Source organism: Vibrio sp. sp1 (genome assembly GCF_016920955.1).
Classification (GTDB): domain Bacteria; phylum Pseudomonadota; class Gammaproteobacteria; order Enterobacterales; family Vibrionaceae; genus Vibrio; species Vibrio alginolyticus.
This window is the reverse complement of the sequence record NZ_CP060589.1, coordinates 2,766,726-2,787,333: the sequence shown is the minus strand read 5'-3', so window position 1 is coordinate 2,787,333 and position 20,608 is coordinate 2,766,726. Positions and strand designations below refer to the sequence as shown.

16 protein-coding genes are annotated in these 20,608 nt (G+C 43.4%); 10 read left to right on the top strand and 6 right to left on the bottom strand.

Translation table 11 applies throughout. The features are described 5' to 3' along the window. Window positions 1–37: 37 nt before the first annotated feature. The 3 genes from H9L11_RS13055 to H9L11_RS13045 all read left to right on the top strand — a co-directional run bounded on the left by H9L11_RS13055 (window position 38) and on the right by H9L11_RS13045 (window position 3,312). Window positions 38–1,978 carry an ATP-binding protein gene (locus tag H9L11_RS13055; RefSeq protein ID WP_065275065.1) on the top strand — a complete coding sequence of 647 codons (1,941 nt, stop codon included), beginning with the start codon at window positions 38–40 and terminating at the stop codon, window positions 1,976–1,978. Further along, window positions 1,975–2,472: a response regulator gene (locus tag H9L11_RS13050; RefSeq protein WP_017820839.1), complete on the top strand. Its 498-nt coding sequence runs from the start codon at window positions 1,975–1,977 to the stop codon at window positions 2,470–2,472. The genes H9L11_RS13055 and H9L11_RS13050 overlap by 4 nt, the downstream gene beginning before the upstream one ends. A gap of 291 nt (window positions 2,473–2,763) precedes the next feature. Beyond that, window positions 2,764–3,312 carry a hypothetical protein gene (locus H9L11_RS13045; protein ID WP_005378006.1) on the top strand — a complete coding sequence of 183 codons (549 nt, stop codon included), beginning with the start codon at window positions 2,764–2,766 and terminating at the stop codon, window positions 3,310–3,312. 192 nt (window positions 3,313–3,504) lie between these two features. On the opposite strand, the gene H9L11_RS13040 is transcribed toward H9L11_RS13045, so the two are convergent. Next, window positions 3,505–4,092: a TfoX/Sxy family DNA transformation protein gene (locus H9L11_RS13040; RefSeq protein ID WP_005378007.1), complete on the bottom strand. Its 588-nt coding sequence runs from the start codon at window positions 4,090–4,092 to the stop codon at window positions 3,505–3,507. 369 nt (window positions 4,093–4,461) lie between these two features. Between H9L11_RS13040 and H9L11_RS13035 the strand changes: the two genes are divergently transcribed. The 5 genes from H9L11_RS13035 (at window position 4,462) to H9L11_RS13015 (ending at window position 10,179) form a co-directional block, all read left to right on the top strand. Then, window positions 4,462–5,382, top strand: a complete 921-nt coding sequence (locus H9L11_RS13035) for an HDOD domain-containing protein (RefSeq protein ID WP_025766846.1) — start codon at window positions 4,462–4,464, stop codon at window positions 5,380–5,382. A 146-nt stretch (window positions 5,383–5,528) separates the two neighbouring features. After that, window positions 5,529–6,434: a lysine exporter LysO family protein gene (locus H9L11_RS13030; RefSeq protein WP_005378011.1), complete on the top strand. Its 906-nt coding sequence runs from the start codon at window positions 5,529–5,531 to the stop codon at window positions 6,432–6,434. 208 nt (window positions 6,435–6,642) lie between these two features. Beyond that, entirely contained in the window at window positions 6,643–7,155 is a 513-nt protein-coding gene (locus tag H9L11_RS13025; protein WP_017634875.1) for a hypothetical protein, read from the top strand. Window positions 7,156–7,366: 211 nt separating this feature from the next. Then, window positions 7,367–9,013, top strand: coding sequence for a pyridoxal-dependent aspartate 1-decarboxylase PanP (panP, locus tag H9L11_RS13020; RefSeq protein ID WP_025766849.1), 1,647 nt, complete (start codon window positions 7,367–7,369; stop codon window positions 9,011–9,013). Between the two features lie 311 nt (window positions 9,014–9,324). After that, on the top strand, window positions 9,325–10,179 hold the full coding sequence (locus tag H9L11_RS13015; protein ID WP_005378021.1) for a MurR/RpiR family transcriptional regulator: 855 nt from the start codon (window positions 9,325–9,327) through the stop codon (window positions 10,177–10,179). 76 nt (window positions 10,180–10,255) lie between these two features. Here H9L11_RS13015 and H9L11_RS13010 read toward each other — a convergent pair whose 3' ends face one another. Next, window positions 10,256–11,500, bottom strand: coding sequence for an iron-containing alcohol dehydrogenase (locus H9L11_RS13010; RefSeq protein ID WP_205390817.1), 1,245 nt, complete (start codon window positions 11,498–11,500; stop codon window positions 10,256–10,258). A 377-nt stretch (window positions 11,501–11,877) separates the two neighbouring features. Here H9L11_RS13010 and H9L11_RS13005 point away from each other — a divergent pair, with 377 nt between their 5' ends. Both H9L11_RS13005 and H9L11_RS13000 read left to right on the top strand, forming a co-directional pair. Then, a complete protein-coding gene (locus H9L11_RS13005) occupies window positions 11,878–12,144 on the top strand; it encodes a GrxA family glutaredoxin (RefSeq protein ID WP_005378026.1) in 267 nt (88 codons plus the stop codon). 175 nt (window positions 12,145–12,319) lie between these two features. Next, on the top strand, window positions 12,320–14,002 hold the full coding sequence (locus H9L11_RS13000) for an aspartate:alanine antiporter (RefSeq protein ID WP_005378028.1): 1,683 nt from the start codon (window positions 12,320–12,322) through the stop codon (window positions 14,000–14,002). Window positions 14,003–14,075: 73 nt separating this feature from the next. On the opposite strand, the gene fabV is transcribed toward H9L11_RS13000, so the two are convergent. The 4 genes from fabV to nhaA form a co-directional block, all read right to left on the bottom strand. Continuing rightward, the gene (fabV, locus tag H9L11_RS12995) at window positions 14,076–15,278 is read right to left on the bottom strand and encodes an enoyl-ACP reductase FabV (RefSeq protein WP_005388648.1); all 1,203 of its coding nucleotides are present in this window, start codon (window positions 15,276–15,278) and stop codon (window positions 14,076–14,078) included. 174 nt (window positions 15,279–15,452) lie between these two features. Continuing rightward, window positions 15,453–17,735 carry an acyl-CoA dehydrogenase gene (locus tag H9L11_RS12990; protein WP_205390816.1) on the bottom strand — a complete coding sequence of 761 codons (2,283 nt, stop codon included), beginning with the start codon at window positions 17,733–17,735 and terminating at the stop codon, window positions 15,453–15,455. Window positions 17,736–17,806: 71 nt separating this feature from the next. Continuing rightward, window positions 17,807–18,442, bottom strand: coding sequence for a TetR/AcrR family transcriptional regulator (locus H9L11_RS12985; RefSeq protein ID WP_005378033.1), 636 nt, complete (start codon window positions 18,440–18,442; stop codon window positions 17,807–17,809). A 717-nt stretch (window positions 18,443–19,159) separates the two neighbouring features. Then, window positions 19,160–20,311: a Na+/H+ antiporter NhaA gene (gene nhaA / locus H9L11_RS12980; protein WP_005378034.1), complete on the bottom strand. Its 1,152-nt coding sequence runs from the start codon at window positions 20,309–20,311 to the stop codon at window positions 19,160–19,162. Window positions 20,312–20,608 lie beyond the last annotated feature (297 nt).

Below are 20,608 nucleotides of genomic sequence, written 5' to 3'. Positions count from 1 at the left end.
TTTGCGTGGCGAAGTTTTAACCGGAGCTAAAACATCTGTGAATCGTTATGCTGTGTTGTGTCTCGACAACAACCCAATCAGTGCTGAACAGTTTCGATTGGAGCTGTCTGCCTTCTCAAGTAAGTTTGATATATTTTCTGTCGAATCGATAGAAGAGGCTCAAAGCGCTTTAGAGTATCTAGAAGAAAGAGAACAGACTGTTGCTTTAGTTATAGCGAGCCATCACGCTCATTTTAACGGCGTGGATTTTCTTATTGGTTTAGACCGGATGCCACATACCGAGCAAGCAAGAAAAATTCTTATTAGCTGCTCGTCTGATATAGAGGCAATTCTCACTGCCGTTAATGAGGGCAGGCTCGACCACTGCCTCACTAAACCTTTGCCAGATCACGTCTTATTTAACACAGTGCAAAAAGAGCTGACCCAATTTATCTTGCGAAATGGCAAAGAAGACCTGCTAAGTTACAGTCAGATATTGGATCATCACAGCTTGTTGCGAGCGCACATCAATAACCAGATGAGCCATTATCAAGCTGGATTCTTACACGACTACCACTCGATGTCTGATGCCGAGTTAGCCGAGCAAGTGATCTCCGCTCTCCAGCAATTTTTCAAAGATAATGACGAAACAAGAGCTTGCCGTACATACTCACCTGAACACTTATTAACCGTGGAAGGCGAGCCAAATTGCTTTTTGTGGTTTATCACCGAAGGTGAAGTGGCTCTGTACAAGCGCGATGAGCAAGGCATGCAGCGAGAGGTTGTACGCCATAACAAAGGGAATATTGTCGGAGGCATGTCGTTTGTTACTGGGGAATGTTCTTTCTCGACAGCTCTAACACTAACCAAAACAGAAGTTATCAAACTCGATCGCAACGTATTCAATAAAGTGATGCAAAGCGACTCAAACTTACTGCCTCTTTTTACAAACTTGCTTTTACGCCACTTCAACCGCCGATTGCAAAGAAGCATCAACACCAAACTGCAACTTCAAAAAACGCTCGAATCTTTAGAATCAGCCCACCAGCAGCTCATTGAAAGAGAAAAAATGGCGATGCTTGGTCAATTGGTTGCAGGAGTGGCCCACGAACTAAACAATCCAGTAGCCGCGATATTGAGGGGCGTAGAGAATTTAACGCATACGCTAGAACGATTACTTAACGATGCGCCCAGTTCCGATATACAAACCAAAGGCATTGAATTACTGAGCAAAGCGCAAACCTCAAAACCCGCTTCAACCGCCGAGCTCAGATCACGCGTAAAAGCGCTTAGCCATACTTTTCCAGACCGAGCATTGGCAAAAAAAGTGGTGAGCCTTGGATTAGAGTCCGATCAAGAGCTACTTACCCAACTAATGAGAAAGCAGCAAGCGTCTTATCATGCTCTCAATACACTAGAGCAATACCACAAAGCAGGTTCTACACTTCGCTCAATTAATGTCTGTGCAGCACGAATTGCTGATATGGTAAAAAGCCTGAAAGGATATGCTCGGTCAGATGATGAAACCCTGCACTATGCCGATATTCATGAGGGTATTGAAGACACCTTGGTGATTTTCGAGAACAAATTAAAAATGCACCAAGTTTCAACCGACTATGCAAACTTGCCTTCCATCCTTTGTCAACCGATCGCACTCCAACAGGTGTGGACGAACTTGGTCTCTAACGCCATTGACGCATTTCCAGAGAAAGGTGTGTTAAACATACAAACACGCCTTGTAGAAAAAGAGCACACACATTATGCCGTTATCTCATTTGAAGATAATGGATGTGGCATTCCTGAATCGCAAAGAGACGCCATTTTCGAGCTGAACTTCACCACAAAAAAAGAAGGTAACTTTGGCTTAGGCATCGGGCTGTCCATCTGCCAGCAAATCGTAACAGCACACAGAGGGTGGATTGACGTCGAATCAGAGATCGGCCAGTTCACAAGAATGACCGTCTGGTTACCAGTCATCGAAGAAGGAGATGAAACATGACCAAGTATCTAATTTTATGTGTCGATGACGAACGAGAAGTCTTGGATAGCGTGCTCCAAGATCTTGCTCCCTTCGAGGAGAACTTTGTTGTCGAAGGAGCGGAATCAGTGACTGAAGCTCGGCAAGTGATTGAGGAGATGGCGGAAGAAGAAGTTCAGCTTGCTCTCATTTTATGTGACCACATTATGCCGGAACAAACTGGGATCAGCTTCTTAATCGAACTCAGTCAAAATGGTGACACAAAAGCAGCGCGCAAAGTTTTACTCACAGGACAAGCCGGTTTGGAAGACACCGTAGAAGCCGTAAATAACGCGAGTCTCGATTATTACATTGCCAAACCTTGGAAAGGCGAAGCGTTGAGAAAGGCAATCGTGTCTCAGCTTACCGCGTTTGTGATTGAGAATGATGATAACCTGCTATCCTGGACTCAAATCCTTGATTCTGAGGCAATCCTCAACGCCATGGCAGATAGAAGAGCAAGCTTTGGCGAGTAATAAAGTGTTTAGTTCTAACTTGAACTCAACGATGGTCATTGAACCACCTTACCTCGCATAGTAGAACGAGGTTAGAAAAACATCGTTACTTGTCCGAGTGAAATCCTCGGACACTACGTATATGGCGTAGTTTTTGCTTAAACCAAGGAACTATTAAGTTAATTGACAAAACATCGACACATTTTTGTTGGTCGTGGACCTTCCTTTTTATTATGATGTCGGACAAATCAGATTACGGTTCAAGTGGTTGCTTGAATCCATGGAAATAATGAACAAGGTTTATCGTTAGTTATGCGTAAAACACTATTAGCCGCTGCCTTACTAGTGGCATCAAGCCATGCCCTAGCTGCAAACGATCGCAATGCGCCAGCAACTATGAGCAACTTTAGCTACGACTATTTCGAAGCACGTATTGGCGCAAGTCCTGTGACATTTGGTGCTGGATTCAGCAAATCAATTCACCCGAACGCGCATGTTATTGCTCGTATTGACTCTGAGTTTGAAAGTGATTTTGACTCAGCTGCAGGCTTTGGCTTCCATTCTCCGCTAAACAACTGGGCAGATCTTACTGGTGAAATGCTAATGCGCGTTGTGCAACCTTCGAACGAGAGCAGCACAGATGTTGGTATGGAGCTGAACTTAGGTGTTCGCCAATGGTTGGGCCCTCAATTAGAAGTAGGCGGCAAAGTCGGCTACGTTTCTATCGATAACGATGACGATTGGACTGGCTCTGCCTACGCTCGATTCCACTCAACAGAGCTTTTCTCTTTGGGTGCTGAAGCACGTATCAACGATTTTTACGGTGATCAGGTAATGTTTACTACGCGTTTTAAGTTTTAAGATTTGTGCTGTAAGAAAAGAGCAAATTAAAAAAACAAAAACCGAGGTCTCTGCCTCGGTTTTTTGTCTAATTTAATGACTAACTCAATGAAGTGGTAAAAAACTTCAACGTCCTTTTTCCGCTTTTCACACTTGCCTTTACGACCCGCTAACTCCATCGAAACGAGTCAATCATTGTGCGATCAGCTTCGCCTAGTCACACAGTGCCAATAACTGTTTTTTACGCGGCTCTTGGATCAGTTTCCAATGTACGCCATCAGTTGCACCAGCAAATTTCCACAGTAGCTTTACATCAACATCATTACCGTAAGCCGTTTTAACTTTGTTGAAGACTTTTACAGGTCCAAGTTCTAAAAAGGTTTCTACGTCATCAACACCGGCTTTCTTGACCATACGTTCAAGGGTTAGTTGCATGTTGGGTAAGTCTCTTAAGCGTCTACTGGCAGAGGACTTTTGATATTTCCGTTCCTTAATTGAGTATTCAATTGATTTCTGTACCAGTTCATCAAGCCCTACATATCCGGATTCGAATAAATCGGTTACATCATAATAATTTACGGTTGCCGTCGTCTGTTTTTTGACGTGCTTATACTTCTCACAGCTCAGTTGAGTAAACACTTCATCTAGCCCATTACCACCACGTAAGTAGCAGCAATCATTGCTGACAAGCGCAAACATAGCATCATCGGTGAATAAACCAATACCACCGAACATAGAACGTTTTTGGTACTCACTGAAGGTGCGTACATATTTAAAAAAAGCTTGGTCTGTCATGTCCATTGACCTCTTTAATCTGAATAAATTACCCCGATTAGCGATGTCACCAGATAAACAGCAGCTTATAGCGAATTATAAATGTCGATTTGTTGGCGATATTTTTGTGAGTTGTGCTCACCAACTTGCTTAATCATACTTAACGTTGAAAAATAAGTTAGGACATAGGTCACATATAAAAAAGTATAAATTCTGCATACGTGATTAGTTTCACACTTATTGTTCGTGTGGTGATATTTTTTTGACGCATAGCATGCCTAAAACGCGCCATCATTATGATCTCGCTGGCAATTACGGGCACATAATACGCATTTAATTGATAAAGAATACGCTGTAAGGGTACACTGTACGAAAGATCTCAAGTACAGCGTCACAATGGAACATTTATCATTTTTTTGGCTGCCAAATAATAAAGATAAGCTTATAAACGCACTGGAATCCGAGTTTGCTCAGCTGGTAGAACAGTCCATCTCCACGGGTAAGATTTCGTTACCTCCTATTCCTGATGTCGTGCTTAAAATTCAGCAGTTATGTGTCGAAGAACACACCACGATTGCCGATGTTGCTAACTGTTTATTGGAAGATCCCGGATTAGCAGCGGTCGTTTTACGAGTCGCTAACTCTGTGATTTTCAATCGCAGAAATATCACCTGCAACGACTTAACTACAGCGGTATCTCGTCTCGGAATACTTCGTGTACGTGATATTGTTACCGCACAAGCGATTGAGCAACTTAAACACTCAGTTAATCTCACTAAAGAATGCAATGCCATCTTGGTGAAGAGTGCCGCGATATCGCGTGAGCTCGGTGCCGTCATGGTGATGTTGGTTCAATCGTTTCGTAGCCACGAGCCAGGCACTTATGGTCATCTAGAGCAAGAAAAGGCGTTATTGGTCGGTCTATTAGCCGATATTGGGTTATTTTGCCTAATTAATGAGTACCACTTGTACTTAGATAGGGGCAATTACTTAGACCCAGATATTGCATTGCAGATCTTCCAAACACGTTGTTCTGCCACAAGTAAACTGGTACTTGAGCGTTGGGGGTTTGACAACGACTTCAGAGAAGTATCCTCAAACGAAAAATACGAGTTAACGCGACCAGAAGTGAGTTATCTCGACATCGCTAGAATTGCGCATCATTTATTGATGTTCCGCAATCACGATGAACGCATTGACGAACATGAAGTTGAATTCAACTTAACTGGTGCAGAAGTCTTGTATGAACTTAGTAACATGAGTGATACTGACTTCAATGATCAAATCCGTGCTGTACTCAATGCTAGCGGTTTGTAATTTATCGCTTTCTGATAATACCTTATCCGCGATAAAACGATTCGCTCAAGGCTGAGCTGTGTGTGGTGAAATGTCTCTAATTTCAACCGATAGATAATTTGATTTATGCGTGTTGATGTTATCTCAAAAAGGAATCATTGAGCTTTATGTTCTCAGGGATGCTATTTATTTTCGCTCCGCTTGTGGTGGGGTATCTAATTCCTATATCTCGATCTTCGTTATTGGAGAAGATCAATCAGTCAACGTCCTACCTTATTTACGTCATTTTGTCGTTGATGGGTCTTAGTTTAGCGGCGCTCGATAATTTAAGCAGCAACTTACAAAGTATTCTCCTCTATGCGAGTACGTTTTTTTTGTGTCTAAGTGCCTGCAACCTGTTGGCTCTGCCTATTATTGATAAAATTATTCCACTCCAGACCAATCAGAATCAAAAGAAGCTACCGTTATCTTCGATGGCTTTAGAGTCAGTTAAGCTTATCGTGGTCGTTGGCGGAGGGTTAGTGGTTGGCCTGCTGTTACCCATTGATTTGAGTTGGGTAGATACAGCAAGCGAATGGATACTCTTTCTACTTCTATTTTTTATTGGTATTCAGCTGCGCAATAGTGGACTTACTCTGCGTCAAATCCTATTAAATAAACAAGGAATGGCCATTGCGGCTGTTGTCATCGCAACATGTATGCTTGGTGGCGTTCTTGCAGCGGTGCTTTTGGATCTTCCTCTTTATCAAGCACTCGCAATGGCTTCAGGTTTTGGCTGGTATTCACTCGCAGGTATTTTAATGGGTGACGCTTTTGGTCCGGTATTTGGTGGCGCGTCGTTCTTGATTGAATTGATGAGAGAGTTAGTCGCACTGGTTGCCATTCCTCTCTTTATTCGTAGCTATCCGTGCACCGCAATTGGTTATGCCGGTGCAACAGCAATGGACTTCACCCTACCCGTTATTCAAACTACCGGTGGTGTGCGTTGTGTTCCTGTTGCTATCGTTAGCGGCTTTATTTTGAGTTTATTGGTACCAGTTATGATGCTTTTCTTTGTATCACTTGCTAGCTAGATCTCAGGTTTTCGCTTTAACATCCATTACAATACGGCAAAAATTTAAATACCCAGTTAACGTCAAAGTGGTCAATATTTTTTGGCAAGACCCCTCTTTCTTTTCGTCATTCAGCCCAACGATTTGTCACGACCAAATAGAAAGAAGGGAGAAACATCAACTGATGTGCATTGCGTTAATAAAGGGATAACAACCAGAAGGAAGAAGAATGAAACGCTTTGTCGTTGCAGCGCTCCTCGCTACAAGCTCAACTTTTACGCTTGCCGCAGATCAACAATGTCTTGCTAGCAAATACGATGGCTACGTCGATGCCTCACTACAGTGGTATCAAGATCTTGTTGATTTGACGGTTACCCAATATCCAGATCTGAAAGAAGTGAGTCAATGGTTCTTGGATGGACGTAAACATCACTTTGAATTAAACCGCGAAGCGGTTCACTACTTTCTAGAGAACGACCCTAGCCGCGTTGCGACGGAACAGCCAATCGAAGCATGGTTAAAACTAGAGCAACATGACGTTAAGCAGTTAGCGACCCGAAGCGATAAGTTAGGTGAAGTTGCAAAACAGACATTTAGCGACCGTCAATCAACTAACCACCCCAAAAACTACGAGCTTCGTTCAGCATTCGCTGATCTGCTTAGTCATCCCCAACAAATTGATACCGCACTTAATAAGTACAATCAGTCAATAGAAAAGATTGAAAAGCAGAAATGTGACTAAGGTTGCTCGCATTAGTCGTTGATTAGCATTCAAAAACACTAGAATGTTTTAACGTACTCAATCTAGAATTTTTTAATGTGAATATCGTAACCTTCACCTAAAATTTTCATTTCTACAACTTGGGTTTCAACAATTAAAACGGGACTTTGCGCCCGTTTTAGTTTAGATTGTGCCGCTCGCATTACCAAAATAACTACAAAGATTCTTTGCTATGGTTAAGGAACAAAAAACCGCTGATGTTAGCTTTGAGAGCTTGCTAAAGATCTTCACTGTCCCAGAAGGTCCGGACTCAACGTTAACTAAAATTGACGAGAGCCTCTCGCGAAATCTAAATCAATTTCTTCGTGAACACATCGTGGCAGAAGAAAAGCCTTTACGCGAAATCGAAAAAGACTTTTCTTCTGCTCAGATTCCTGAGCAGCCAGAGTTCGTGTCAGATCATACAGAGCACTTACTCGACACTTTGGTGTCGCACTCAGTTCACACATCTTCACCAAGCTTCATTGGTCATATGACATCGGCACTGCCTTATTTCTTGATGCCACTGTCAAAGATCATGATCGCCTTAAACCAAAACCTGGTAAAAATAGAGACTTCCAAAGCCTTTACGCCACTTGAGCGTCAAGTTTTGGGTATGCTGCATCGCTTGATATATGGTCAGAATGATACGTTTTACAATCAGTGGATGCACAGTGCAAACCACTCATTAGGCGCATTTTGTTCCGGCGGCACCATTGCCAATATCACTGCGCTTTGGGTAGCACGTAACAAAGCGTTAAGAGCCAATGGCTCATTTAAAGGCGTTGAAAAGGAAGGCCTTTTTAAAGCCATGAAGCACTATGGCTATGATGGCTTAGCGGTGCTAGTGTCTGAGCGTGGTCACTACTCCCTTAAGAAAGCAGCCGATGTATTAGGGCTAGGCCAAGAGGGCTTGGTTGCGGTTAAAACCGATGCCAACAACCGTATTATTGTCAACGACCTGAAAGCGAAAATTGTTGAGCTCGAAAAACAAAACATCAAGCCTATTGCTGTTATTGGTGTGGCTGGCACAACAGAGACAGGTAATGTTGATCCATTGCCTGAAATCGCTGAAGTCTGCCAAGCTCACAGCTGTCACTTCCATGTGGATGCCGCATGGGGTGGCGCAACACTGATGTCTAACCATCACCGTCATCTTCTTAAAGGTGTGGAAATGGCAGACTCAGTAACTATTGATGCACACAAGCAGCTCTATATCCCGATGGGCGCTGGTATGGTTCTGTTCAAAGACCCTGACGCAATGAAATCCATAGAGCATCACGCTCAATATATATTGCGCAAAGGTTCAAAAGACCTAGGCAGCCATACACTAGAAGGCTCACGTTCGGGCATGGCGATGTTGGTCTACGCCGCAATGCACATCATAAGTCGCCCAGGTTACGAGCTTCTGATTGACCAAAGCATTGAAAAAGCTCGATACTTTGCGGATTTAATCAAACAGCAAGATGATTTCGAGTTAGTTTCTGAACCAGAGCTTTGTCTGCTCACATACCGTTATTTGCCGCCATTCATCCGTGAAGCATTAGCACAAGCAGAAGGCTCACAAAAAGAACAACTGAATGAGCTGATCAATGAGTTAACACAGTTTATTCAAAAGCGTCAGCGCGAAACGGGCAAATCGTTCGTTTCACGTACAAGACTGAACCCAGACCAATGGCAACGCATGAATACGATAGTGTTTCGAGTGGTTTTGGCAAATCCACTGACCACAAAAGAAATTTTGAGCTCAGTGCTTGATGAACAACGCGAAATCGCCAAGCAAGCACCAAATTTGATGAAAAGAATTCAACAGCTGGTTGTTGATATTCAATCGTCTTAACAGCCAGATCGAGTTACATCAATTTGAAATTTTTTTTCGTTTTGATGTAACTCAAACATCATTATCGTGCGACTAGCGCAACAAAACTTCGTTTACACATCCAATTCTGTAGTTTTTACAACATTTTGTTTGAGGCCTGTCAAATTCTCACTAAATAGTACCCGTTATTGGTTTAGACTGATTGAAGATCAGGTTTATACTGATTCTATGGCGCTGGTTGTTTTCGTTAACGCCCCACTCTACTCCGGAATCTTCGTGTTTCCTTTCGTTAGCAGAGCCAGCGAGTTGTTCTCTATACCCTCGTGAACACTATGAATACATTAGAAAAAATTCAAAAAAACCTGGAGAATTTCAGTAAGTCAGAGCGCAAAGTTGCGGAAGTAATTATGGCGTCTCCACAAACTGCAATTCATTCAAGCATTGCAACGTTGGCTAAAATGGCCGACGTTAGTGAGCCCACTGTAAACCGCTTCTGTCGTCGTCTGGACACCAAGGGCTTTCCAGATTTTAAGCTTCACTTGGCACAGAGCCTAGCCAACGGCACCCCTTACGTTAACCGTAATGTGGAAGAAGACGATGGCCCAGACGCGTACACCCATAAGATTTTCGAATCGACGATGGCGTGTTTAGATGTCGCGAAAAATAGCCTAGATCCAATGCAAGTGAACCGTGCGGTCGATTTGCTAACGCAAGCGAAGCGCATTTCATTCTTTGGCCTTGGTGCATCATCTTCTGTTGCCCGAGACGCACAAAACAAGTTTATTCGCTTTAATATTCCAATTACTTGTTTTGAAGATATTGTTATGCAGCGCATGAGTTGTATCAACTGCAGTGATAATGATGTTGTGGTTCTTATTTCTCATACCGGTCGAACAAAGAGTCAGGTAGAAATAGCGAACCTTGCTCGTGAAAATGGCGCAACGGTTATTGCGATTACAGCGAAGGATTCTCCTCTAGAAAAGGCAAGCTCGCTGGCCATCACGCTCGATATTCCAGAAGATACCGACGTTTACATGCCAATGGCAAGCCGAGTTGTACAAATGACAGTGATTGATGTGCTAGCAACTGGCTTCACTCTTCGCCGTGGTACAGGTTTCCGTGAGAACCTAAAACGCGTAAAAGATGCGTTGAAAGACAGTCGCTATGACAAATTAAGCCAGTACTAAGCACTAAAGCTTAGTCAATACTTTATCTAGGGGAGCTCAAGGCTCCCCTTTTGTTTTAATGCTGCTAAGGGAGCAATCACCCTAAGTCGTTGACACTCGATAAGTCCGTTCTTGATTCCAGTACTTCAACAGAACTGACATGTTGTGCACTCTCAGCTGCGCACTCTCCGCTACAATCACAGACTTGCTGCAATATGTGTATCAAACGTTCCTGATTAAGAGGTAAAGGATTCCCTTTGATTGCCATTGATTTAAGCGCATCATTCGCCACTTGCTCAAAAGAGGTTTGGCATACTCCAAATTGAGCCAGTAGCGGTAACGCTAACTTATCTAGCACCATATTTACCCAAAGAATTCCATCGTGTTCGTTAGCATTTACTCGCTCAGTGACTAATTGGGCCAGCTTGCGATAACGACTTATCACATCATTCCTACCCGCGAGTTTAGCGGCGTTAATGTTCTCCTGCATCACGTGCGGAGCTAGGCGAGCCGTAATAACGCTATGGGGGGCGTCTAACTTGCCTCCTAACGCCGATGCTAACCCATGAGCGGCACCTAATTTGGCATTAGTAATCGCCATACCACCAAGCAATGCAGCGAACGATAAATCAGAGCGTGCCTTATGATTATCTTGCTTACAAGCGGCAACCACTGAACGGCTTAAACGGCGTAGTCCCTCTTCGCAGACCATATCAGTAAGAGGGTTTGGCTCACCACACACATACGCTTCCATTAAATGAGTGAACGCATCCATTGCGCCACGTCCAGATGTGTATTGGTTGGTCCCGTAAGTAAGTGTCGGGTCTACAATGGCAACGTCTGCGAGCATATCAGGGCTTCGAAGACTCACTTTCACTTTATCTTGTCCAGATTTCAGCACAGCATTTCTGGTCACTTCTGAACCGGTGCTTGCTGTCGTAGGAATTGCAATAAAATGAAGAGGCTTTGCTTTTAAAGGGACGCTTCTTCCTACCACTTCTACGTAATCGTAAACATTGCCTTGATTGGGAATAATGGCAGCTAAGGCTTTGCCCATATCGATGACGCTGCCACCACCTATCGCAACCACCATATCAGGTTGGAATTTTCTACCGAGCACTGCGGTCTCTTCTACCATCGTGATGTATGGTTCACCAACGATAGCTACGTGCTGGTAACGCATATTTTGAGCTTTAAGATATTGGATAATGGGGGCGGCTCGTTGGGTATCCTGCCCAGTAACCAGCAAAACACTGTAGCCAAATTGGTTAATAACGGATAATGAAGATTGAAGCGCACCTTCACCAAATATAATCCTTGTTGCAGTCATAAACTGAAACATACACACCCTCCCAAAAGAATATACCCAAATAACCTCTCGCCCTCTGATTTAACACTTACGTAAGAGTTGAAGTTATTTGCGTATAGCCAAAATAGATTGCTATTTTTTTAAACAAAAAAAATTGACCAATTCCACCTTGCCATCATTAACCCTTTAGAATGTATGTTTTTTATGCGTCACTTCACATACTTCAGAGTCGTAAAATAAGCACGTGCGTTTAGTTTTTATTCGATAGATTTCACCTATAGAACCAAGAGGTAATTGCCGCTTTATTTCCGTATCTGGATCGGGCATAGTTACTCCAACAAAAGAAAGCGCACTCAGCCGCTATGTTTTGTACGCTTTCAAAAAAGAATAGATTTAGGAGAAATAAGATTATGTTCGTTGTTATCTTTGGTCGCCCTGCATGTCCTTTCTGTGTTCGTGCAAAAGAGCACGCAGAAACGCTAAAAGCAAAACGTGATGACTTCAACTACCGTTACGTTGATATTCACGCTGAAGGTATTTCTAAAGCAGATCTTGAGAAAACAGTTGGTAAACCAGTTGAAACCGTTCCTCAGATCTTTATCGACCAAGAGCACATCGGTGGCTGCGACGAGTTCGAAGCATACGCGAAAGAGCACCTAGGTCTATTTGACGAGTAATAAAGACTGTTTTCAAAAAAGCCGCTTCATGCGGCTTTTTTATTATTTTTCAGCTGGTTATTACGTTAAGTCAACTAATGGTAAAACCTAAAAAAATTCACTTATCTTTTTGCTATATTTAGTTACAATTCACAGTTCTTAATCTTTTTTGGCACACACTCTACCGAGCCACACAGTGAACATAGACGTCGTATACCTTCTCGAGCAAAACCCTATCCTTCTAATCTTCGTCGTATTAGCCATTGGCCTTGCCATCGGAAAAATTCGATTTGGCAAATTACAATTAGGCAACTCTATTGGCGTTCTTATTACCTCTTTGGTAATGGGCCACCTTGGTTTCTCATTTAATGCAGAAGCTTTAACCATTGGCTTTATGCTGTTTATCTACTGCGTTGGCATTGAAGCTGGACCAAACTTTTTTGGTATATTCTTCAGAGATGGTAAGCATTATTTTATTTTAAGCATGACTGTTCTCGTGTCTGCGGTCAGCTTAACGTATGGCTTGAGTCACTATTTCGGCCTCGATTTTGGCTTATCCGCCGGTATGATGGCAGGCGCATTGACCGCAACGCCAGTACTGGTTGGTGCACAAGATGCTCTTAACTCTGGCCTTGCGACTATACCGCGGAATATGGAATTTTCTCTGGTATTAGAAAATCTATCCGTAGGCTACGCGATGGCTTATCTGGTCGGCTTAATTAGCATGATCATGTTTGCTAAATTGTTGCCAAAACTGCAAAAACAAAACCTTTCTGATTCCGCGCAGCAAATCGCACAAGAGCGTGGCCTTGGAAATTCAAGCCAGAGAAAAGTGTATTTACCCATTATTCGAGCTTACCGAGTGGGCCCAGAGCTAATTGACTGGACTGATGGTAAAAACTTGCGAGAACTGGGTATTTATCGTCAAACTGGCTGTTACATTGAACGAATCCGTCGCAATGGTATTCTCGCCCACCCAGATGGTGATGCTATCTTGCAAGAGGGAGATGAAATTGCACTGGTTGGCTTCCCTGACAGCCATGCTCGCTTAGACCCTAGCTTCCGTAATGGTAAAGAAGTATTCGACCGTAACTTGCTTGATTTGCGCATCGTTGAAGAAGAAATCGTCGTAAAAAGTGACGCTATCGCTGGTAAACGTTTATCGGATTTGAATTTGTCTGAGTTTGGCTGTTTCTTAAACCGCGTAGTTCGCGCTCAGATTGAAATGCCTATGGACTTAGACATTGTGCTCGCTAAAGGGGACGTCCTTCAAGTGAGCGGCGAGAAAAGCCGAGTACATGGACTGGCGGAAAAAATCGGTTTCATCTCGATCCACAGTCAAATGGCCGATTTGCTCGCTTTTTGTAGCTTCTTTATTTTGGGTATTCTGTTTGGCCTCATCACAATGACGTTCGGTCAGGTGTCTTTCAGTTTGGGTAATGCGGTGGGTCTTCTGTTGTCCGGTATTACGCTTGGTTTCTTACGAGCAAATCACCCTACTTTCGGTTATGTCCCACAAGGGGCGCTGAATATGGTCAAAGATCTAGGGTTAATGTTCTTTATGGTGGGAATTGGTCTAAGTGCAGGTGGAAAGATGTTCGAGCACCTAACGCAAGTAGGACCAAAAGTCATTGGTTTGGCATTTATTGTCAGTGTTGTGCCTGTGGTTCTGGCTTACTTAGTTGGCGCACACGTACTCAAGATGAACCGTGCCCTGCTCTTCGGTGCCATTATTGGCGCCCGTACTTGCGCTCCAGCTATGGATGTCGTTAACGACTACGCTAAGTCCACCATCCCAGCCCTTGGTTATGCGGGTACCTATGCGATTGCGAATATTTTAATGACGCTAGCTGGTACGATACTGATAATACTAAGTTAATACTCACTTTGGCTATGAAATACAAAAAGGCGCTCAATGAGCGCCTTTTGTTTATTGGTTATCTAGTCTGTGATTAGATTTGAATGAAGTCTGCTTCAACTGCTGGATTCACATCCGCTTCGTAATCTACGCCTTCAACGCCGAAACCAAATAGTTTCAAGAACTCTTCTTTGTACTCAACGTAGTCAGTCAGCTCTTTTAGGTTCTCAGTCGTAATTTGAGGCCATAGCTCACGACAGTGCTGCTGAATGTCGTCACGAAGTTCCCAGTCATCCAGACGTAGGCGGTTCATCTCATCAACTTCTGCCGCGCTACCGTCTTCTTTGTATAAACGTTGGCTGAACATACGGTAGATTTGTTCCATACAGCCTTCGTGTACACCTTCTTCGCGCATTTTCTTGAATACCATTGCGATGTACAGTGGCATAACAGGAATTGCAGAACTCGCCTGAGTTACAACAGATTTAAGTACCGCAACATTGGCACTGCCGCCTGTTGCTGCTAACTTGTCGTTTAGCGCTTTCGCTGCACGGTCTAGGTCCATTTTTGCTTTACCTAGTGCACCATCCCAATAAATTGGCCAAGTTAGCTCAGTACCAATGTAGCTGTACGCGACGGTCTTACAACCTTCAGCAAGAACACCAGCATCAGACAACGCATTGATCCAAAGTTCCCAATCTTCACCGCCCATTACCGTGACAGTGTCTTTGATTTCTTCTTCTGTTGCAGGCTCAACGCTAGCTTCGATGATCACATCTTTGTTGGTATCAACAGCCGTTGATGTGTAAGTTTCACCGATAGGTTTAAGAGATGAACGAACTAATTCACCAGTTTCTGGCATTTTACGTACTGGAGATGCCAGTGAGTAAACCACCATATCGATTTGACCTAAGTCTTCTTTGATCAGCTCGATAGTTTTCTGTTTCGCTTCATTTGAGAAAGCGTCGCCGTTTAAGCTTTTTGCGTACAGACCTTCTTCACGCGCTAGCTTTTCAAAAGCAGCTGCATTGTAAAAACCTGCTGTACCTGGTTTCTTCTCAGTACCTTCTTTTTCGAAGAAAACACCGATAGTTGATGCACCGCCACCAAATGCCGCAGCGATACGAGAAGATAGACCGTAGCCACTTGATGCACCAACAACAAGAACACGCTTAGGTGCGTTTTTGATTGGACCTTGCGCTTTGGTGTACGCAATTTGTTCTTTTACGTTAGCTTCACAACCAACAGGGTGCGTTGTAGTACAGATAAATCCACGAATTCTAGGTTTGATGATCATATTCAACTTCCTTTAAAAAACCTTGTTAGGATAAAAGTTTCGTTGGGATTTCGCATCTAATTTCTGTAAAAATGCTCTTAAAAGGCAAGTGGTTGGAGCACTATCCCATCATCCACTCCCCAAGAATACAAAAAAGCACCTCATTGAGGTGCTTTTCTTAACATTAGTTGTCTATTATGCCGCCGGATTCAACTGCGACTTTTTTGGGCTATGAGTTCGCACTTCAGAAAAGTCATGACTAAAGTGGTCAACTTGAATCGCCTTGTAGCGCAATTTATCTGCAGCCATGATTTGATCAATTTCTTGCTCAGTTAACACGCCTGCTTCAAATGCTTGCTGCAAACGGTCATGCAGCAGACCTTTACGAGCCACTTTACCATCCTTCGCAGCCTTCATAAGTTTACGCTCCAAAGGTTTAATGTCGTACATTGCAAGGAATGCATTCTCCATTAAGCCTACGCTGTCATTCTCTGATTTTCCGATGTAACAAAGATGCGTAAGTCGATCACGTTGCGCACCTGGCGTCATCATCGCTTCAGCCAAATTCACACACAGCTCATCACTTGGCTTATTGAAATGATTACCAAGCGGGAACAATAGCCCCTTAAGCACACCGCCAACGTATTTCACAGGGAAGTTGGTGTAAGCCTCATTTAATGACTTAGAAGCGTTATACAAACAGTGTTGAACAGCGTAATGAACGAAGTCTAGATCGCCTTGTTGACGGCCTTCATCTTCATACTTTTTCAAGGCAGCAGATGCCATATATAGATAGCTTAATCCATCACCCAAACGTGCGGAGAGCATTTCTTTACGCTTCAAGTCTCCACCTAAGGTTAACATCGCAAAGTCTGCACTTACTGCAAGTGCACGACTGAGACGAGTAATGTCTTTGTAGTATTGCTGGGTTGGGCCACTCATGTGCGCGTTAACAAATCGAGAACCAGTTAGTGCTGCACCAAATGCACCGAATGTATTACCGAGAGCGTGCTTGATGTGTTTAAAGAGTAAGTTGTCAAATTCTTTCGCACCTTGTTCAGAATCTGGGTTCGCCGCAGCTTCCATTTCTTTTAGAACATATGGGTGACATCGAGTCGCACCTTGACCAAAAATCATCAGGTTACGAGTCAGAATATTCGCGCCTTCAACAGTGATAGCAACCGGGATACCAAGGTAATGTTTAGCAAGATAGTTCATTGGACCATCTTGAATCGCACGACCCGCATGGATATCAAACGAATCATTTAGAATGGTACGCGCGATTTCCGTCATGTGGTACTTGGCAATCGCGGTTACAATCCCAGGTTTTTCTTTCATATCGAGAGAAGTCGTCGTTAGCGTACGCGTCGCTTCTAGTAGGTAAGTAAGACCACCAATGCGCCCCATTGCTTCTGCAACACCTTCAAACTTACCGATCGACATTCCAAACTGTTTACGCACGTAAGCATAAGCACCTGTTGTACGTGTAGTAAGGTGACCAATCGCTGTGCCAAGCGCAGGGAGAGAGATACCGCGACCAGCAGAAAGACACTCAACCAGCATACGCCAACCTTTACCTGCATAATCAGCGCCACCGATCAACCAGTCCATAGGGATGAAGACATCTTCACCACGAGTAGGACCATTCATAAACGCAGACCCCAGAGGATCATGGCGTTCGCCTATCTCGACACCTTCATGGTCAGCGGGAATCAACGCACATGTAATGCCAACCTCTTTCTTGTCTCCAAGTAGCCCTTCAGGATCCTGCAGTTTAAATGCTAACCCGAGCACTGTCGCAACTGGCGCAAGCGTGATGTAGCGTTTATTCCAACTAACTCGCACGCCAAGCACTTCTTTGCCTTCATGGGTGCCGTAACAAACCACGCCTTGATCAGGTATGCCACCTGCATCAGAACCCGCTTCAGGGCCAGTTAGGGCGAAACAAGGGATGTCTGTACCATCAGCTAAACGAGGCAACCAGTAATCTTTTTGCTCTTGCGTACCATAGTGCGATAGCAGCTCACCAGGGCCAAGAGAGTTCGGTACCATTACCGATACCGCGGTACTGATACTTCGAGTCGCAATACGAGAAACAATGGTTGAGTTCGCCAAAGCGGAAAATTCACGACCACCATATGCTTTCGAGATGATCAAAGAGAAAAATCGCTCTTTACGTAGGTACTCCCATACTTCAGGCGGTAAATCCCTGTCTTCTTTGACAATCTTCTGGTCATCAAGCATTTCTAGCAGGGTTTCAAGCTCATTATCCATAAATGACTGCTCTTCTGCCGTCAGTGTAGGCGTTAGATAATGATGCAATGTTGTGAAGTTTGGCTTGCCTGAGAATAGTTCGGCATCCCACCATACACTACCCGCTTCCATCGCCTCTTTCTCGGTGCTAGACAGAGGTGGCAATACTTTTTTGAACACTTTAAAAGCCGGGTCACTAATCCATTTTCTTCGTAGAGAGCTCATAGTTCAGATCCTTTTGTTCACGTAACCGCTCGGGGTATAATCTTATTATTGGTTTAACTTTCTTATTTGTCTTATGCCAACTGCTTTGCTGACATTCCTGCTGACAAATATGGAATCAGTAAATCGACGACAGATTTCACATCGACTTCCTTTTCAAACTTACTTTCTGCCAGCTCCGAAAGAGCTTGGCTTGAAGCCATCGTAAATACACAGGTTCCTAACGTGAAGTGCAGTCGCCAAAACAACTGTTCTTCACATAGTTCCGGGTTCGCCTTCATTATCGAGAAAGTGAAAAGGTTCAGTACCTCTTCGTATCTGGTGGTAATGAACCAGCGCAGATGACCTTGAACGTCTGTATAACCGCGGCCAATTAACAACATAAATAGCGCAGTACCATTTGGGCGTACATCATTTAATGTACGTAAAGGTAATCGCAATGACTCAAAGACATCGTCCATGTTGTAGCTATCGCGCGTGTTTAGCTCAATTAATGAAGTCTTAATGCTCGGCATTAGTGCTTCTAAATACCTATCTAAAACCGCTCTAACCAGCGTTTTTTTATCGCCAAAGTGATAGTTTACCGATGCTAAGTTAACGTTAGCTTTACCTGTTATCGTTCTTAGCGAAGTATCATTAAAGCCATGTTCAGCAAAGAGTCCTTCTGCGACATCGAGTATTTTTTCTTTTGTTGATGTTCTCGGGGCCATTTTAATCACTCGTATTAAACAACTGTTTGAAAATATACTCCCGAAACTTAAGATTAACAAATGATTAACATCACACTTTAACCAATTGGTCTGACCAGACAGTAAAAGGTGTGATCTAATCTTTTGAAATTCAATCGAATACTCCAGTGAAGCTTGTCAGAAGAAAACGATCAAACTTCTCAGTCCATCGCAATTGAAATGCTAACAATAGCCTTGGCGGCTTGGAGTGAGCGACGAGAGTATGAAATACATCTTCGGTTCTAGGGGAGATAAAATGAGAAACACAGAAGTTAGTAACTTCGCCAAGTTGGTAATCCATCTCGATTTTTCTATTACTTTCGGGTGTGTAAGAAGCTAGAAAGCATTAAGTAGAAATTTTTTGAAAAAAAATGGAACTGTTTGGAAAAGGCTCGGTCTGAATATACGTAACAGTTAGGGCATTTGAAGTTTCACTGGCCGTCAAACTTGTTTCCATCTAATTGTTACGTTGCTGCTTTTTTCTTATTAACTCCTATGTTTGTATCCGCCCAGTCAAATTTTCGGCTGGGCTTTTTTTCGCCTATAGATTTGCCAAGCGCCTCTTTCGATGATTTGCCCCAACTCCATAAGCTAGACCTTAGTTGGTCACAAAAGTAACCATCCTGAAGTAGTTGATGTGCCGATCTGCAGACATAAAAAAGCCTCCCGAATGGGAGGCTTTACTAAACAGTGTGTATCTTACGCTTGCGCTTTCTTAGGCAAAGAAAAGTGCAGTAACGCGTAGCCAAGTAACGCGGCTGTCGTCGAGCCCATTAAGATACCGAGTCGAGCATAGGTATCAAACTCAGGGCTTACATTTCCAAACGCTAAAGAGGAAATGAATATAGACATTGTAAAACCGATACCACACAACACAGAGACCGCAAAGATATGCTTGAAGTTAATGCCTTCCGGTAACTTAGCTACACCCATTTTCACAGCTGCCCAACTAAAGGTGAAGATACCTAGAGGCTTACCAACCAGTAGCCCCAAAGCAATACCTAATGGCAGCATTGAAGTTAGGCCTGACATCGATACGCCTTCTAGCGAAATCCCCGCATTTGCAAATGCGAATAGAGGTAAGATACCAAATGCCACGTATGGATGAAGTGCGTGCTCCATGTGCTTAAGTGGAGAATGTTCGCCCTGTTTACCCTTAAGAGGAATAGCAAAGCCGATCACTACGCCTGCAAGTGTTGCGTGAACACCAGATTTAAGTACCGCAAACCATAAGATCGCGCCGACTATCATGTATGGCGTCAGTTTCGTTACTTCCTTCGCATTCAACATGAACAGGACACCAGTCATGATGAAGCCAACAAGCAGCGCCATGCTAGAAAGATCACCTGTGTAAAACAGTGCAATAATAACAACCACGCCTAAATCGTCGATGATAGCGAGAGCTAACAAAAACACTTTAAGGCTTACTGGTACGCGCTTACCTAGTAGCGCCATGATACCTAGAGCAAATGCAATATCCGTCGCAGCTGGGATGGCCCAGCCAGAAACCGCCTCTGGGTCGTTAGCATTAAACGCAACGTAAATAAGAGCAGGGGCTAACATACCACCAACCGCTGCAATCGCAGGGAAAATTGCGGTTTCTTTTGATTTTAGCGCTCCTTCAAGTAGCTCTCGCTTCACTTCAAGGCCAATAAGTAAGAAAAAAACAGCCATTAGGCCATCATTAATCCAGTGAGAAACTGACATACCGAATACATAAGTATGCAGTACAGATTGATAAGTTTCGCCCAGCGGTGAGTTAGCAATGGTCATCGCAATTGCCGCTGCAATTACGAGAAGAATACCACCTGCTGATTCCATTTTGAAAAAGTCACGAATGACATCGTTCATGGTTTCGTCCTTATATTTATTATCTTAATAAACGATTAACAAAGAGTGATAAGAGTGTATAGCTGTCGAAAACTTTAGAATAATCGCTTCTTCAGAGTATAAACTTCGGTTTTTTCGATGTTAAGTTTACTATACATCGTATTTTCCAACATGACACTCAATTTTGATCGGAGATCGTATTTGTTTTTGTCGCACCAAATATTTATCAAGATGATGAGAAAATCAGCATAACACGGCTTGTACCATCATGATAACCCCGTACTTTTGAGAAAAAGCTAGGAAGCTTCGCGCACTAAA